This window comes from Vibrio sp. 1F255 (assembly GCF_041439145.1).
GTDB classification, from domain to species: Bacteria; Pseudomonadota; Gammaproteobacteria; order Enterobacterales; family Vibrionaceae; genus Vibrio; species Vibrio crassostreae_C.
The window spans coordinates 23,899-39,427 of sequence record NZ_JBGONQ010000031.1 but is presented as its reverse complement, the minus strand read 5'-3'; the positions used below and the strand labels follow the sequence as shown (position 1 = coordinate 39,427).

The 15,529-nt window shown below is 44.9% G+C and carries 13 protein-coding genes and 1 pseudogene; all 14 read left to right on the top strand.

Annotated features, from left to right (window positions below):
- Positions 1 to 106 precede the first annotated feature (106 nt).
- The 14 genes and pseudogenes from iscX (at position 107) to urtA (ending at position 15,467) form a co-directional block, all read left to right on the top strand.
- Entirely contained in the window at positions 107 to 307 is a 201-nt protein-coding gene (gene iscX / locus ACED41_RS16695; protein ID WP_004740335.1) for a Fe-S cluster assembly protein IscX, read from the top strand.
- A gap of 206 nt (positions 308 to 513) precedes the next feature.
- A complete protein-coding gene (gene pepB / locus ACED41_RS16690) occupies positions 514 to 1,809 on the top strand; it encodes an aminopeptidase PepB (RefSeq protein WP_017062517.1) in 1,296 nt (431 codons plus the stop codon).
- Positions 1,810 to 1,915: 106 nt separating this feature from the next.
- Positions 1,916 to 2,350: a nucleoside-diphosphate kinase gene (ndk, locus tag ACED41_RS16685; protein WP_016797173.1), complete on the top strand. Its 435-nt coding sequence runs from the start codon at positions 1,916 to 1,918 to the stop codon at positions 2,348 to 2,350.
- 441 nt (positions 2,351 to 2,791) lie between these two features.
- The gene (locus ACED41_RS16680; RefSeq protein WP_019822113.1) at positions 2,792 to 3,934 is read left to right on the top strand and encodes a bifunctional tRNA (adenosine(37)-C2)-methyltransferase TrmG/ribosomal RNA large subunit methyltransferase RlmN; all 1,143 of its coding nucleotides are present in this window, start codon (positions 2,792 to 2,794) and stop codon (positions 3,932 to 3,934) included.
- A 440-nt stretch (positions 3,935 to 4,374) separates the two neighbouring features.
- Positions 4,375 to 5,331 carry a cytoskeleton protein RodZ gene (rodZ, locus tag ACED41_RS16675; RefSeq protein WP_371725305.1) on the top strand — a complete coding sequence of 319 codons (957 nt, stop codon included), beginning with the start codon at positions 4,375 to 4,377 and terminating at the stop codon, positions 5,329 to 5,331.
- A 7-nt stretch (positions 5,332 to 5,338) separates the two neighbouring features.
- Complete coding sequence (gene ispG, locus ACED41_RS16670; protein WP_009848294.1) at positions 5,339 to 6,460, top strand: flavodoxin-dependent (E)-4-hydroxy-3-methylbut-2-enyl-diphosphate synthase; 1,122 nt, start codon at positions 5,339 to 5,341, stop codon at positions 6,458 to 6,460.
- Positions 6,461 to 6,530: 70 nt separating this feature from the next.
- Entirely contained in the window at positions 6,531 to 7,799 is a 1,269-nt protein-coding gene (gene hisS / locus ACED41_RS16665; protein WP_004735105.1) for a histidine--tRNA ligase, read from the top strand.
- Between the two features lie 79 nt (positions 7,800 to 7,878).
- Positions 7,879 to 8,493: a YfgM family protein gene (locus tag ACED41_RS16660; protein ID WP_371725304.1), complete on the top strand. Its 615-nt coding sequence runs from the start codon at positions 7,879 to 7,881 to the stop codon at positions 8,491 to 8,493.
- A 10-nt stretch (positions 8,494 to 8,503) separates the two neighbouring features.
- Entirely contained in the window at positions 8,504 to 9,664 is a 1,161-nt protein-coding gene (gene bamB / locus ACED41_RS16655; RefSeq protein ID WP_017062512.1) for an outer membrane protein assembly factor BamB, read from the top strand.
- Between the two features lie 158 nt (positions 9,665 to 9,822).
- A complete protein-coding gene (der, locus tag ACED41_RS16650) occupies positions 9,823 to 11,304 on the top strand; it encodes a ribosome biogenesis GTPase Der (protein ID WP_017062511.1) in 1,482 nt (493 codons plus the stop codon).
- A 131-nt stretch (positions 11,305 to 11,435) separates the two neighbouring features.
- Entirely contained in the window at positions 11,436 to 12,338 is a 903-nt protein-coding gene (locus tag ACED41_RS16645) for a metal-dependent hydrolase (protein ID WP_017071840.1), read from the top strand.
- Positions 12,339 to 12,627: 289 nt separating this feature from the next.
- A pseudogene (locus ACED41_RS16640) lies at positions 12,628 to 13,623 on the top strand (diguanylate cyclase).
- 36 nt (positions 13,624 to 13,659) lie between these two features.
- Positions 13,660 to 13,887 carry a zinc ribbon domain-containing protein gene (locus ACED41_RS16635; protein ID WP_017062829.1) on the top strand — a complete coding sequence of 76 codons (228 nt, stop codon included), beginning with the start codon at positions 13,660 to 13,662 and terminating at the stop codon, positions 13,885 to 13,887.
- 293 nt (positions 13,888 to 14,180) lie between these two features.
- Positions 14,181 to 15,467: an urea ABC transporter substrate-binding protein gene (urtA, locus tag ACED41_RS16630; RefSeq protein WP_017069306.1), complete on the top strand. Its 1,287-nt coding sequence runs from the start codon at positions 14,181 to 14,183 to the stop codon at positions 15,465 to 15,467.
- The last annotated feature ends 62 nt before the right edge of the window (positions 15,468 to 15,529 follow it).

The following is a 15,529-nucleotide window of genomic DNA, read 5'->3' as shown; positions in this document are numbered from 1 at the left end:
GCGATGACTGAGAGAGTTATTGCTTAGACAAACATACTAAGAAAACTGGCCTAGAATATAGATCATAAAGGTGACCAAGCGTCGCTGATAAATATAAGGAAGTGTTATGAGCTTGAAGTGGATTGATTCGCGAGATATCGCAATTGAGCTATGTGATTTGTACCCTGATACTGATCCTAAAACGGTACGTTTTACCGATCTGCATCAATGGGTGCTAGACCTTGAAGAGTTCGACGACGAGCCTAACCACTCGAATGAGAAAATCTTAGAGGCTATTATTTTGTGCTGGATGGATGAGATGGATTAATCCTCTTGTCTAATGATTTGGTCGCGGGTTGGTATCAGTCCAATATAAAACGCAGCCAAGTTAACAATTCTTACTAAAAAAAGCGGACCTTATGGTCCGTTTTTTTATCAAAATGACATTTTCCTCCTACATAATGCTAACATCAGTGCGCTAATAAAAAATAATCAGAATCACACACTCACAGTGGTTCATGACAAGGAGAAATCATGTCTACACAGATGTCAGTATTTTTAAGTCAAGAAGCTGCCCAGCCTCAGTGGGGAGCAAGAGCTATTTTATCGTTCTCAGAAGCGGGAGCGACAATTCACATTGGTGAAGGCCACGATCTAGGCGCAGTTCAACGTGCGGGTCGTACGCTTGACGGACAAGGTATCGCATTCGTTTCACTTCGTGGTGAAGGTTGGGATCTAGAAAGCGTTTGGGCTTTCTACCAAGGCTACCGTGGACCAAAGAAAAAGAATGCATTGGAATGGGATGCACTTTCAGAAGCCGATCAAACTGAGCTTGAAGCTCGTATTCGCGCAACTGACTGGACGCGTGACATTATTAATAAAACCGCTGAAGAAGTGGCACCTCGTCAACTTGCGACAATGGCTGCAGAATACATCAAGTCAGTGGCACCAGCGGGCACTGTTAAAGCGAAGATTGTTAAAGACAAGGATCTACTAACCGAAGGTTGGGAAGGCATCTACGCGGTAGGTCGTGGCTCTGAGCGTACATCAGCAATGCTGCAACTGGACTTCAACCCAACAGGCGATGAAAACGCACCTGTATTTGCCTGTTTAGTCGGTAAAGGTATTACGTTCGATTCGGGCGGTTACAGTATCAAGCCAGGCCAATTCATGACAGCGATGAAAGCTGACATGGGTGGCGCAGCAACGATTACTGGTGGTTTAGGTCTTGCGATTGAACGCGGTCTTAACAAGCGCATCAAGCTTATTCTATGTTGCGCAGAGAACATGATCTCTGGTCGCGCATTGAAGCTTGGCGATATCATTACCTACAAAAACGGTAAAACAGTTGAGATCATGAACACTGATGCGGAAGGTCGCTTAGTGCTAGCTGATGGCCTGATGTACGCAAGTGCACAAAGCCCTGAGCTGATCATCGACTGTGCAACGCTAACAGGCGCGGCTAAAAACGCATTAGGTAACGACTACCACGCACTATTAAGCTTCGATGATGAGTTGTCTCACCAAGCGCTAACAGCGGCAAACCAAGAGAAAGAAGGCTTATGGCCACTGCCTCTTGCTGATTTCCACCGTGGTATGTTGCCTTCAAACTTTGCTGATCTTTCAAACATCAGCACGGGCGATTACACACCGGGTGCAAGTACAGCTGCGGCATTCCTTTCTTACTTTGTAGATGACTACAAAAAAGGTTGGATTCATATGGATTGCGCGGGTACTTACCGTAAGTCAGCAAGTGACAAGTGGGCGGCAGGCGCAACGGGTATGGGCGTTCGCACACTGGCTCGTCTTCTTATCGACCAAGCAAAATAATAATAAGGGTGAGCGGTATTTTGTGCCGCTCATTCATAAAGCTCAGATCGAAAGATCTCAGTAATTTCAGTATTTAATAACAAAAAAATGAAGTGAAGGAATCCCTATGGCTCTAGAAAGAACGTTCTCAATTGTTAAGCCGGATGCAGTTAAGCGTAACCTTGTTGGTGAAATCTACCACCGTATCGAAAAAGCAGGCCTAGAAATTATTGCTGCTAAAATGGTTCGTCTTACTGAAGAGCAAGCGAGTGGCTTCTACGCTGAACATGAAGGTAAAGAGTTCTTCCCAGCTCTTAAAGAGTTTATGACTTCTGGTCCTATCATGGTTCAAGTGCTTGAAGGCGAAAACGCTATCGCTCGTTACCGTGAGCTTATGGGTAAAACAAACCCAGAAGAAGCGGCATGTGGCACTATCCGTGCTGACTACGCAATCAGCATGCGTTACAACTCAGTACACGGCAGCGACAGCCCTGAGTCTGCAGCTCGCGAAATCGAATTCTTCTTCCCAGAATCTGAAATTTGCCCACGCCCAGCTCAATAATCGGCACAGCAAATGATTCTAAAGGCTTCACTTCGGTGAGGCCTTTTTTGTAAGTGGATTTTACGCTCTCGATAATCAATTTAGTCGTCATTCTCGAAAGCGACGAAGGAGCGTAATCGGGAATCTGTTTTTGTTATTGGAGATTCCAGATACTTCGTTCCTCAGTTCTGGAATGACGGGGAACTTTGGAGCAACCATCTCGTGGTAAATATTATCGAGCAATTGGTGATTATTTACGTCATTCCCGAAAGCGACGAAGGAGTGTAATCGGGAATCTTTGTTTAAATTGGGTAATCTCAGGCCGATAAATACAATTGTTCAAATTTTAATCGCTTAAGTTTGAATGTCTTAATAAACACAGGGTTTTACAATGCTTGTTGAAGTTGCGTAAAGCCTGTACAATTCGCGCCCTTAATTATTGTTCCGTCATTGAGAGGCATCATGACCACAGCTAAAGTCAATCTACTCGATTTTGATCGTAAAGGTCTTCGTAAATTTTTCACAGAGGAACTGAATGAGAAAGCGTTTCGAGCAGAGCAAGTGATGAAGTGGATTTATCACTTCGGTGTCGATGACTTCGAACAAATGAATAACATCAACAAAAAGTTACGTGAGAAACTTCAACGTCGCTGTGAGATTGTTGCACCTGTTGTTTCTGAAGCTCAACACTCTTCAGATGGCACAATTAAATGGGCGATGAGCGTTGGCGACCAAGACGTTGAAACGGTATACATCCCAGATGGTGACCGTGCGACGCTATGTGTATCTTCACAGGTTGGTTGTGCACTTGAATGTAAGTTCTGTTCTACAGCTCAACAAGGCTTCAACCGTAACCTAAAAGTTTCAGAGATTGTTGGCCAAATCTGGCGCGCATCTCGCGAAATCGGCCTAGAAAAAGAAACCGGTCGTCGTCCAATTACTAACGTTGTAATGATGGGTATGGGTGAGCCTCTATTGAACATGAAGAACCTAATGCCATCATTAGAAATCATGCTTGATGATCTAGGTTTCGCACTGTCTAAGCGTCGTGTAACCGTATCAACTTCTGGTGTTGTTTCTGGCCTTGACCAAATGACAGACAACATCGATGTCGCATTGGCTATTTCTCTACATGCGCCAAACGATGCACTACGTAGCCAAATCATGCCGATCAACGACCGTTGGGATATCCAAGACTTCCTAGCATCTGTTCGTCGTTACATTGCATCTTCAAACGCTAACCGCGGTAAAGTAACGGTTGAGTACGTGCTATTGGATCATGTGAATGATGATATGGACCACGCACGTGAACTTGCAGAGCTAATGAAAGAGACGCCTTGTAAGATCAACTTGATTCCATTCAACCCTTACCCGGGTTCGCCTTATAAGAAGCCAAGCAACTCTCGCATTGATCGCTTCCAAAAAACGCTGATGGAATACAACTACACAGTAACCGTTCGTAAGACTCGTGGTGATGATATTGATGCCGCGTGTGGTCAGTTAGTCGGTGATGTGATTGATAGAACCAAACGTACCAAAATGATCAAAGCAGCCTCTGAAGCGAACTTGATTGCCGGTGGTGTGATTGAAGTAAAAGCGGTATAAAACGCGATTAGAACCTAAACAAGCCAGAAGTCCTACTTCTGGCTTGTTGCTTTTCTGGGGTACAGTTTTTGATTTTTTGGACTTCTTGCCCACGCTTTCTTACATTTTTCGTCAAATTTTGGACAAAACCATGAGCTGACGGTAAATTTTGTTTAAAGTGTTTTTGCCTTGTAATGGCATTAGCTTATGATTAACTAATCTTAAATTAATTTAAGTGCTCGCTTGCTACTGATCATCAATATGTCTATTTAGGTTGGCTACTTGATAAACTAGCTTCCTGAGAAGGTCATCCATAACAAATGAATGATGTTCGCCTTTAAGGGTTGATGATTTAGATAGCAGGAAAAATTCCACATAACGTGGGTTGTTAGATTGAGCTTAAACGACAATAAGAAAACGCTCTCCTCAACCTGCGATAATACTTTAGAAGTTCACTCTCTATGAACACAGAACAAGATACACAAACGCAAGAAACCGTAGCTCCAGCTTTGGAAGCGGGAACGCTGCTTAAGAACAAACGAGAATCTCTTGGTTTAACGCAAAAGCAGATTTCTGATCGCTTGAAACTTCGCGTTACGCTGATCCAACAAATTGAAGAAAACCAATTCGAGTCAGATCAAGTGGCGACGTTTATGCGTGGCTATATTCGTTCATACGCGAAATACGTCAATCTTGACGAAAAAGTCGTATTGAGTGCGCTGCATCATGCCGGTGATGCTCAGCATCAAGAGCAAGAAATGTTGAGCTTTTCTCGTAAGACCAAAACCGAGAAGCACAACAGCCGTATTATGATCCTGACTTGGAGTATTTTTGCGGTCATTGCGGGTATCTCCTCACTTTGGTGGTGGCAGAACCAACAACAAGACACCCTATCTCAATCTTTAGCGAATACTGAAAGCTCAGAAGAGCTAGCGGTAGAAGAATCACTTGCCCCTGAATTCACCTCTTTAGAAGTGATTGAAGCTGAACAAAACGAAGCGGGTGCTTCTGTTGTTGAAGGTACTGAAGGCCTTGCTGCAATAAGCGATGCGGAAGATACTTCAGGTGCTGTTACTCCAGCTGACGAAACTCCTGCACAACAAGCAACAGAGACAGAGCCAACTGCTGAAGCTGCTGCGAATGTAGAAACGGTTGAAGCTAGCACGGCTCCTGAAGCTGTGGCTAACGAGCTAGTCATGCAGTTCTCTGCTGATTGTTGGATCCAAGTGAAAGATGCTTCGGGCAAAACATTATCTACTGGCATCAAAAAAGCAGGTCAGTCGTTAAATCTTTCAGGAACTGCGCCATATAAAGTGATTCTAGGTGCGCCAGAAGGCGTATCAATGACATTTGCAAGTGAACCTGTCGACCTTTCTGGGTATACTTCAGGCAAAGTAGCTAGAATAACCTTACCTTAGAGTTAATATGCAACACGAATCTCCTATTATTCGTCGCAAATCAACCCGTATTTATGTGGGTGATGTGCCGATCGGTGATGGCGCACCAATTGCTGTGCAATCCATGACCAACACAAGAACAACAGATGTAGCCGCGACCGTTGCTCAAATTAGAGCTCTGGAAAAAGTTGGCGCTGATATCGTTCGCGTATCTGTACCGACTATGGATGCCGCTGAAGCCTTTAAGCTAATCAAGCAGCAGGTCTCTGTTCCTTTGGTTGCTGATATTCACTTCGACTACCGTATCGCCCTAAAAGTGGCCGAATACGGCGTTGACTGTCTGCGTATTAACCCAGGCAACATCGGTAACGAAAGCCGTATCCGCTCAGTTGTTGATTGTGCACGTGATATGAATATTCCGATTCGTATTGGTGTTAACGGCGGTTCTCTTGAGAAAGAGATCCAAGAGAAATACACAGAACCTACAGCAGAAGCGCTTGTTGAATCAGCAATGCGTCACGTAGATATCCTAGACCGTCTGAACTTTGATCAATTCAAAGTCAGCGTTAAGGCGTCTGATGTATTCCTAGCAGTCGGTTCTTACCGTTTGCTGGCTAAGCAGATTGATCAACCTCTTCACCTTGGCATTACCGAAGCGGGTGGTGCGCGTGCTGGCTCTGTGAAGTCAGCGGTAGGTTTAGGTATGCTTCTTTCTGAAGGTATCGGCGATACGCTGCGTATCTCGCTAGCGGCTGATCCGGTTGAAGAGATCAAAGTTGGCTTTGATATTCTTAAATCTTTGCGCATTCGTTCGCGTGGCATCAACTTCATTGCGTGCCCGAGCTGTTCTCGTCAAGAGTTCGATGTTATTAACACCGTTAATGCCCTTGAAGAACGCTTAGAAGACGTGATTACTCCAATGGATGTGTCAATCATCGGTTGTGTGGTTAACGGCCCTGGTGAAGCAGAAGTGTCTCACTTAGGTTTAGCCGGTAGTGCTCGTAAGAGTGCCTTCTACGAAGACGGTAAGCGTCAGAAAGAGCGCTTCGACAACGATGACCTTGTCGACAAACTTGAAGCTAAGATTCGTGCAAAAGCGTCAGTGCTTGATAAAGCAAATCGCATTGATGTAGAAAACTTAGAAGATTAATACAACGCGATGGGGTGTGATTGTCTATTCGCACTAACACCTGGTCGTGAGAAATTACGGAATAAATACTGTGGCTAAAAATATCCAAGCAATTCGAGGCATGAACGACTGCCTTCCAACTCAATCACCACTGTGGCAGAAAGTAGAAAGCGCAGTTAAAAGCGTGGTGAGCGCATACGGTTACAACGAAGTACGTATGCCTATCGTTGAAGAAACAAACCTATTTAGCCGTGCAGTTGGTGAAGAGACAGACGTTGTTTCTAAAGAGATGTACACCTTTGACGACCGCAATGGCGATAGCCTAACGCTGCGTCCAGAAGGCACAGCAGGTTGTGTTCGTTCATGTATTCAAAACAGCCTTATCAACCGTGATGAACAGCGCCTATGGTACATGGGCCCTATGTTCCGTCACGAGCGTCCTCAAAAAGGTCGTTACCGTCAATTCCACCAATGTGGTGTTGAAGTGTTTGGCCTAGACGGTCCAGACGTTGACGCAGAACTTATCATGATGACAGCACGTCTATGGCGTGAGCTAGGCATCGACAAGCACGTTCGCCTAGAGCTGAACTCAATCGGTTCTCAAGAAGATCGCGTTAGCTACCGCACTGCCTTAGTGGCTTTCCTTGAGCAACACATTGATGTGCTTGACGAAGACTGCAAACGTCGCATGCACACTAACCCTCTACGTGTACTTGATACTAAGAACCCTGATGTTCAAGCTATCTTAGGTGACGCACCTCGACTATCTGAATATCTAGGTGAAGAATCGAAGCAACATTTTGCTGGTTTGTGTGAACTTCTTGACGCTGTTGGTATCGAATACCAAGTTAATGAGCGTCTAGTACGTGGCCTAGATTACTACAACCGCACCGTATTTGAGTGGATCACAGATAGCCTTGGTGCTCAAGGTACAGTATGTGGCGGCGGTCGTTACGATGGTCTTGTTGAGCAACTAGGCGGCAAAGCAACCAATGCAGTTGGCTTCGCAATGGGTCTAGAGCGTCTGGTTCTGATGATGGAAACGCTAGAGCTAACAGAAGTTCGTCGTAGCGTTGATGTATACGTAGTTGCTGCTGGCGAAGGTACTATGATCGCGGGCATGCAGTTAGCGAATCAATTACGCGACACCGTTGAAGGCGTGCGTGTAATGAACCACTTCGGTGGTGGTAACTTCAAGAAGCAATTCAAACGTGCTGACAAAGTAGGTGCTGTTGTGGCGCTGGTACTTGGTGAGAACGAAGTTGCTGACAATACAGTTGTGCTAAAAGATCTGGTTGGCGGCGAGCAAGAAACCGTGTCTCAAACGGAAGTTGCAGAGAAAGTTGCTGCGCTAATCTAATTAGCCATTGAGCAAACGCTCATAATGAATACTAACGTCAGCACTATGCTGGCGTTTAAAGAATTAAAGAGGACAGGAAGTGGAACTTTACGATAGCGAAGAGCAACAAGTTGAAGCCATTAAAGATTGGTGGAAAGAGAACGGTAAAGCCGTAATCTTTGGTGCGGTTATTGGTTTAGGTGGTCTATTTGGCTGGCGCTATTACCAAGATTCAGTAGTTGAAGCGCGTGAAGCAGCTTCAGAAAGCTACACCTCTGTAATTTCAGCTCTTGATGTTAAGGGTGTTGATGCTCAATCTGATATTCAAGTTTTCATCGACGCAAACAAAGATGCTGAGTACTCAGTACTTGCTGCTATGCAACTAGCAAAAGTACAAGTACAAGCAGGCGATCTAGCGGCGGCACTTGAACAGCTCGAGTGGGCAAAATCGGCAACTAAGGACGCGGCACTTGCGCCACTACTTACTTACCGTGTTGCACGTATTAAAGCTGAGCAAGGTGAATTTGACGCAGCACTGACTGATCTTGCTGCTATGACAGACGAATCTTGGAAAGGCCGTGTTGCTGAACTGCGTGGTGATATCTCACTTCGTAAAGGCGACACAGACGCAGCATACAGTGCTTACACAGAAGCACAGCAAGCTGTTGACGCTAGCCAAACGCTTCAAATCAAACTTGACGACCTAGCTAAATAAGGCGCTTTGAATGAAGAAGATGTTTCCAAAAGCGGCGTTGTGTGCGATTGCTCTTGGCCTACTAGCTGGCTGTGCGGGTGAAGAAGACACCGTAATCATGGCTCCAGTCCCAACGGTAAACAGCGAGTTCACTCCTAGTCAGGAATGGTCTACGTCGGTTGGTGATGGTGTTGGTCACTACTTTTCAAAACTAACGCCAGAATTGGCTTACGACAAAGTGTTTGTTGCAAGCCGTGAAGGTATGGTTAAAGCGCTTGATCCTGATACAGGTAAAGCGCTGTGGAAAGTCGATCTTGAGAAAGACGTATTGGCTCGTTTATCGGGTGGCTTAACGGCGGCTTACGGTAAAGTTTTTGTTGGTTCTGAAAATGGCGAAGTGATCGCACTGGAAGAATCGACCGGTGAAGAGCTGTGGCGTGTATCAGTCAATGGCGAGGTGCTTGCATCCCCAGCAACTGATAGCAACATGGTCATTGTTCATACCAGTCGCGGTATGTTGATCGCGTTAGATCAAGCAAGCGGTGAACAAAAATGGACCATCAGTACGGAAGTACCAAGCCTAACACTGCGTGGCGATAGCTCGCCTGTTGCAGTTTCTGGTGGTGTATTCTGGGGTACAGCAAATGGTCGTCTAGCTGCGGCTATCGTTGATCGTGGTCAGCTTATTTGGCAACAGCCAGTAGGCACACCAAAAGGTGCAACGGAAATTGATCGTTTGGTTGATGTTGATGCATCTCCAATTGTTCTTGGTGGCACCCTGTATACCGTAGGTATCAATGGTCAGCTGATTGCTATCGACCTTCGTTCTGGTAAGCCAATTTGGAAACGTAACTACTCATCAGCGATTGATTTAGCAAGTGATGGTAGCCGTTTGTTCGTTGTTACCGACAAAGACCATGTGGTTGCGGTTGATGCGCGTAGTGGTACTGAACTGTGGAGCACTCCATTGTTAGAAAACCGCTTACTGACAGCACCTGCTATTATTAATGGTTATGTAGTCGTGGGTGATACTGAAGGTTATCTGCACTGGTTGGATCGTTCATCGGGTGAGTTTGTTGCTCAACAGCTTGTCGATGATAGCGGCTTTGCGGTTGCACCAATTGAACTGCCTGAAGGCTACTTAGTGACGACTCGCAATGGCGATGTAAAGAAACTAACGATTAGCCAATAAAAGCGTGATATAATTCACAGTCGGCTCCTGGTTGGTAACAGCCAGGAGCCGTTTTGTTGTTAAAAATTAATAAACCGTGTGGTTATAGGTAAGAGTTTAAACTTGCGAACAAGTGCTTACCTATAACTACATTTAGAGAAGAAATTGTAGAGGTTGTTATGGTACCTGTTGTTGCTCTAGTAGGGCGTCCGAACGTAGGTAAATCTACGTTATTTAACCGATTGACTCGAACTCGTGATGCATTGGTTGCGGATTTCCCTGGCTTAACGCGTGACCGTAAATACGGTCATGCTCATTTTAGCGAGCATGACTTTATTGTTATTGACACTGGCGGTATCGACGGTACTGAAGAAGGTGTTGAAACTAAAATGGCTGAACAGTCGCTAGCGGCGATTGATGAAGCTGATGTCGTTCTATTTATGGTAGATGGCCGTGCGGGTCTAACACCTTCAGACGTGGCGATTGCTAAGCACCTACGTCAACTAGAAAAGCCTTCAATGCTAGTAGTAAACAAGGTTGATGGTATCGACCCTGATGCTGCAAGTGCTGACTTCTGGCAACTAGGTGTAGAAGACATGTACCAAATCGCTGCGGCGCATGGTCGTGGTGTTACTGCACTTATTGACCTTGCTCTTAACCCATTCGCAGAAGCGCTAAAAGCTGAGAATGGCGAAGTAAGCGACTTAACTGAGTTTGAAGACGAAGAAGAAGAGCAGGTTGAATTTACAGAAGAAGAAGCTGAAGCAGAATTCAAGCGTCTTCAAGATCAACCGATCAAACTAGCGATCATTGGCCGTCCTAACGTAGGTAAATCAACGCTAACGAACCGTATTCTTGGTGAAGAGCGTGTGGTTGTTTACGATATGCCAGGTACGACTCGTGACTCTATCTACATCCCAATGCAGCGTGACGAGCGTGAATACGTTCTAATCGATACTGCGGGTGTTCGTCGTCGTAAAAACATCAACGAAACGGTAGAGAAGTTCTCAGTGGTTAAAACACTGAAAGCGATTGAAGATGCTAACGTTGTATTGCTGCTTATCGATGCTCGCGAAAACATCTCTGATCAAGATCTAAGCTTGCTAGGCTTTGCGTTGAACGCTGGTCGTTCAATTGTTATTGCCGTAAACAAGTGGGATGGCCTAGATAACGACGTTAAAGAACGCGTTAAGAAAGAGCTAGACCGTCGCTTAGGCTTCGTTGATTTCGCACGTATTCACTTTATCTCTGCACTTCACGGTACAGGTGTTGGTCACTTGTTTGAGTCTGTACAAGAAGCTTACAAATCAGCGACTACTCGTGTTGGTACTTCTGTGCTAACTCGTATCATGAAGATGGCGACTGATGATCACCAACCGCCTATGGTTCGTGGCCGTCGTGTGAAACTGAAATACGCGCACGCTGGTGGCTACAACCCACCGATTATCGTTATCCACGGCAACCAAGTTCGTAACTTGCCAGATTCATACAAACGATTCTTGATGAACTACTACCGTCGTTCACTAGAAATCATGGGTACACCTATTCGCATTCAATTCCAGAACAGCGAGAACCCATTTGAAGCTAAGACAAACAAGCTGACAATTTCTCAAGAACGTAAACGTAAGCGTATGATGAGCATGGTTAAAGGTCGTAAGTAAACCTTTCCAATAGATTTGATACCCGAGCCTGTCTCGGGTATTTTTTTAAGCAAAATTCACGTTAAGCCATAACAATATGTTTTTATCATCATGGCTTAACGAATCAGACTAGATTCCAAAAGAAGAACGATATGACTACTAGCGATTTGATTACACCAGCGTCAGCAATCACACCAACCATTATTCAATTTTGTCATCAGGCTTGGCAGCTCAATGCTAAAGCGCTATACGTTGAAAGCGACGACAGCAAAACTTACCTGATTGCCGACGTAACACCTTTCCACCCAGTGAGTCATATTTGGCCCGATCACCCTGCAGACCAAGGCTTTGTGAATGTTGGTGACGTGCAATTTCCCGTTGAAGACTGCCTTGTTGGTGCTATAGAACAATCTACTGGCAAGCTTCATATCGCAGCAGATATCCCTGTTAAGCGTGATACGGAAGGGTGGGCGTTTGTTGTTGTCCACCAGCTACCTACATCTGCTTCTATGATTAAGGTTAACGACGAAGTCGTGTTGTCGGTTGATAAAGAGTACCAAGCCAGTTTGAGCCGTGGTCACAGTGCTGGTCACATCGCTTTCCTAGCCTTGAATAAAGTATTGGCTGAAAGCTACTGGCGTAAAGATGCGGACAGAAAAGATCCGCTTGGCAGTTACGACTTCAATAGCTACGCACAAGTGACGAGCTTTGTGACTCCAGAGCTGTGTACCGATAAGTATCGCTTAGGCAAAACCCTGAAGAAGCGTGGTTTGAACGTTGCAGATATGCTAGCAAGTCTTGATGACATCGAAGCTGATATCAACCAAATGATTGCGGGCTGGTTTGCAGAGCCGACGCCAGTTGCAATGCGACTGGAAGGCGAAGCATTAACAGACTCTCGCTATTGGGAATGGCAGTTGGATGCCGACACTTTAGTGTCTATTCCGTGTGGTGGTACTCACATTGAGAACACCTCAGAACTTAAGGCATTATCCGTTAAGTTAACCCAGTTAGATGACCAGCATATTGAAATGCTGACGCATGTAATTCGATGATCTAGACTACAGATCGAAATGGCTTGTGCTGTTTATTTTATTTTTACATGCCACTTTTGATATAAATGACCATTTGAAATTGAAATGCAGCATATGTAACTTATGCTTTCGGTGTGTGGTGATATAAATATTCTTTTTGGGGTAGATCGCTGATCAAAATAGATAAAGCGAAAGATCAACCTATGATCTTCGATTGTGTGTCGTACTAATTTAGTGTGCTATTATTAACCAATAACAAGCTTGCATAAGAACAAGCTGTACCCGATTACACAATTGAAAGCCTTAGTGAATGGAACAACAATTTTTATTAGAAGGTCATCGAGCCGTCAATAGTTTGCTGCGGAAGCTTGTGCTTGTGCTTGGGATGGATCGCAAAGATTTAAATCACAAGATTATTCAGCTTACCGAGCAGCGCATGGCTTCAATTTTACTGCTCAACTCAGAGTCTAAAACGTTACACCTTGAGTATGCCCCAAACCTGCCTGATTTTTACAATCAACAGATTGAAGGGATAGGAATTGGTGCGGGGATAGGCTCTTGTGGCGAGGCAGCTGCGCTTAAGAAAGCAGTGATGGTCTCCAACATAAATGCACACCCAAACTGGGCACCTTTTCTGGTCTTAACCAATCAAGCGAATTTACATGCCTGTTGGTCGGTCCCCATTATCTCGTCGCGCGGTAATGTGTTGGTTACCTTCGCTATTTATAGCCAGTACATCTCTGAACCACATGAATTTGAGCTCGAGATCTTAGAGCTACTGGCTTCCCTGTATTCGGTAGCACTAGAGAAGTTTGAGCTGGAGAACTAGCTAAACTTTTTCGCTAATCGAGATTCTTTAACCCATTGCTTGAATCGTCGCGCATTGTTTAATGAAGCGGAGAAAGTGTTGGCCAAGCGATGCTTTTCTGAAAAGGTGATGGCGTGTTTGTTTGTTGATGTCGATAAGTTCAAATCGATAAATGATACCTATGGCCACAGTTTCGGTGACGATGTGCTGTTGGCGGTTGCCGAAGTTCTTGATGAGGCAACCACAGCATGTGCCAAGATAGGCCGTTATGGTGGCGATGAGTTTGTGGTGTTCTCTTGCTTTGATGATCAAGAAAGCGTTGTTAGCTTCTACCACAGCTTAGAGAAAGCACTGCAACAAGCGCTTTATATCAATGATGTGCAGTTCTCAGTGAGTGTTGGGTTGTCTTGTGAGAAAGATCCTCAAGGATTAGACCAGTTGATCGCACAAGCTGATAAGAACATGTATCAAATCAAGCAAGCCAAGTCTCAGCAGTAGTAGATTGTAAAAATAGTAGTAAATTAGGAAATGCTAATGAGTGAAAATATCTGCCCTAAATGCCAGTCTGAGCTAGCTTGGGATGGCAAGTATCACTGTGAAAGTTGTCAGGCTCACTTTACTAAAGTTGGGTTTTGTCCTGAGTGCAGCAGCCAACTTGAGAAGCTTCAAGCCTGTGGTGCGGCGAGCTATTTTTGCAACGGTGATTGCAACGAGTTGAAATCTAAGTCGAGAGTAAAATTCGAATTTAAACCAGCGGAATAGCCTTAAACTCATGGTTTGAACGACCATCGGTGATGTTATACCAGAGACTCAATACTAAAGTGTTGGGTCTTTTTTGTATCTGAAGAACAGGAATGTGTCATCTTGGTTCATTCCCACCGTCACTGCACCAGTATGAAACATAGTTACATGATTGCTATGCACTCTATTGGTGTGAGTTTCTTTTAAATTCTATTAATACAATTACTTATAAATAACTTCGTTGGTTTATAAGTTTGGCACTCTTCTTGTAACTCTGTAATTGAATAACAAAAATACAATTATGGAGTAATATCATGAACAAGGTGTTCAATTTATCGCTAGCTGCACTGTGTACAACACTTTCATTTTCTTCTGCAACAGTGTTTGCTGCTGATGAGACCATCAAGGTCGGTGTTCTACACTCACTCTCTGGCACCATGGCGATCAGTGAGACAACGCTAAAAGATACCGTGCTAATGCTCATCGAAGAGCAGAACAAAAAGGGCGGTTTGCTTGGTAAGAAGCTAGAGCCTGTCGTGGTTGACCCTGCGTCAAACTGGCCGCTATTTGCTGAGAAAGCGCGTGAGCTTATCGAAAAAGAGAAAGTGGATGTGGTGTTCGGTGGTTGGACGTCGGTATCACGTAAATCCATGCTACCTGTCTTTGAAGAACTCAACAGCATCCTTTTCTACCCAGTACAGTATGAAGGTGAAGAGTCTTCTAAAAACGTTTTCTACACCGGTGCCGCGCCAAACCAACAAGCGATCCCAGCAGTGGATTACTTGATGGAAGAGCTTGAAGTCGAGCGCTGGGTACTTGCAGGTACCGATTACGTTTATCCACGTACAACCAATAAGATCTTAGAAGCCTACCTAAAAGATAAAGGTGTCGCAGAAGAAGACATCATGATCAACTACACGCCATTTGGTCACTCTGATTGGCAATCTATCGTTTCAGACATCAAAAAGTTCGGTGAAGCTGGCAAGAAAACCGCTGTGGTTTCTACTGTAAACGGCGATGCGAACGTACCTTTCTATAAAGAGCTAGGCGCTCAAGGCATTTCATCTGAAGACATCCCAGTTATTGCATTCTCTGTTGGTGAAGAAGAACTGTCAGGCATGGACACAGAACCATTGGTTGGTCATCTAGCGGCATGGAACTACTTCATGAGTGTTGATACTGAAGCTAATGAAGAGTTCGTTGAAACGTGGCAGTCGTTCATCAAGAGTGAAAAGCGTGTCACCAATGACCCAATGGAAGCGCACTATGTTGGCTTCAATATGTGGGCTCAAGCGGTCACTAATGCGGGCACAACCGATCCTGAATCTGTGCAAGATGCCTTGATTGGCGTGTCTGTACCTAACCTTTCTGGCGGCTACTCTACCATGCTGCCAAACCACCACATTACTAAACCAGTCCTGATCGGTGAAATCCAAGGCGATGGTCAATTCGATATCGTTTGGGAAACCACTGGACTAGTGGCGGGTGATGCTTGGTCGAGTTACTTACCTGAATCGGCAAAACTGTTCTCTAGCTGGTCGAAGCCATTCTCATGTGGTGCGTTTAACGTCGAAACGAAGAAGTGTTCTGGCGGTAACTAGATCGTCAATTCAGGAATATTGAGCCTTCCGGTTTGGGAAGAACGCGTCTGTTTAACGGGCGA

Excerpts from the sequence above, each read along its gene's own strand:
- rodZ (WP_371725305.1), top strand. The coding sequence starts at position 4,375 with ATGAACACAGAACAAGATACACAAACGCAAGAAACCGTAGCTCCAGCT.
- pepB (WP_017062517.1), top strand. The coding sequence starts at position 514 with ATGTCTACACAGATGTCAGTATTTTTAAGTCAAGAAGCTGCCCAGCCT.
- urtA (WP_017069306.1), top strand. The coding sequence starts at position 14,181 with ATGAACAAGGTGTTCAATTTATCGCTAGCTGCACTGTGTACAACACTT.
- der (WP_017062511.1), top strand. The coding sequence starts at position 9,823 with ATGGTACCTGTTGTTGCTCTAGTAGGGCGTCCGAACGTAGGTAAATCT.
- ACED41_RS16635 (WP_017062829.1), top strand. The coding sequence starts at position 13,660 with ATGAGTGAAAATATCTGCCCTAAATGCCAGTCTGAGCTAGCTTGGGAT.
- bamB (WP_017062512.1), top strand. The coding sequence starts at position 8,504 with ATGAAGAAGATGTTTCCAAAAGCGGCGTTGTGTGCGATTGCTCTTGGC.
- ispG (WP_009848294.1), top strand. The coding sequence starts at position 5,339 with ATGCAACACGAATCTCCTATTATTCGTCGCAAATCAACCCGTATTTAT.
- iscX (WP_004740335.1), top strand. The coding sequence starts at position 107 with ATGAGCTTGAAGTGGATTGATTCGCGAGATATCGCAATTGAGCTATGT.
- ACED41_RS16645 (WP_017071840.1), top strand. The coding sequence starts at position 11,436 with ATGACTACTAGCGATTTGATTACACCAGCGTCAGCAATCACACCAACC.
- ACED41_RS16680 (WP_019822113.1), top strand. The coding sequence starts at position 2,792 with ATGACCACAGCTAAAGTCAATCTACTCGATTTTGATCGTAAAGGTCTT.
- ndk (WP_016797173.1), top strand. The coding sequence starts at position 1,916 with ATGGCTCTAGAAAGAACGTTCTCAATTGTTAAGCCGGATGCAGTTAAG.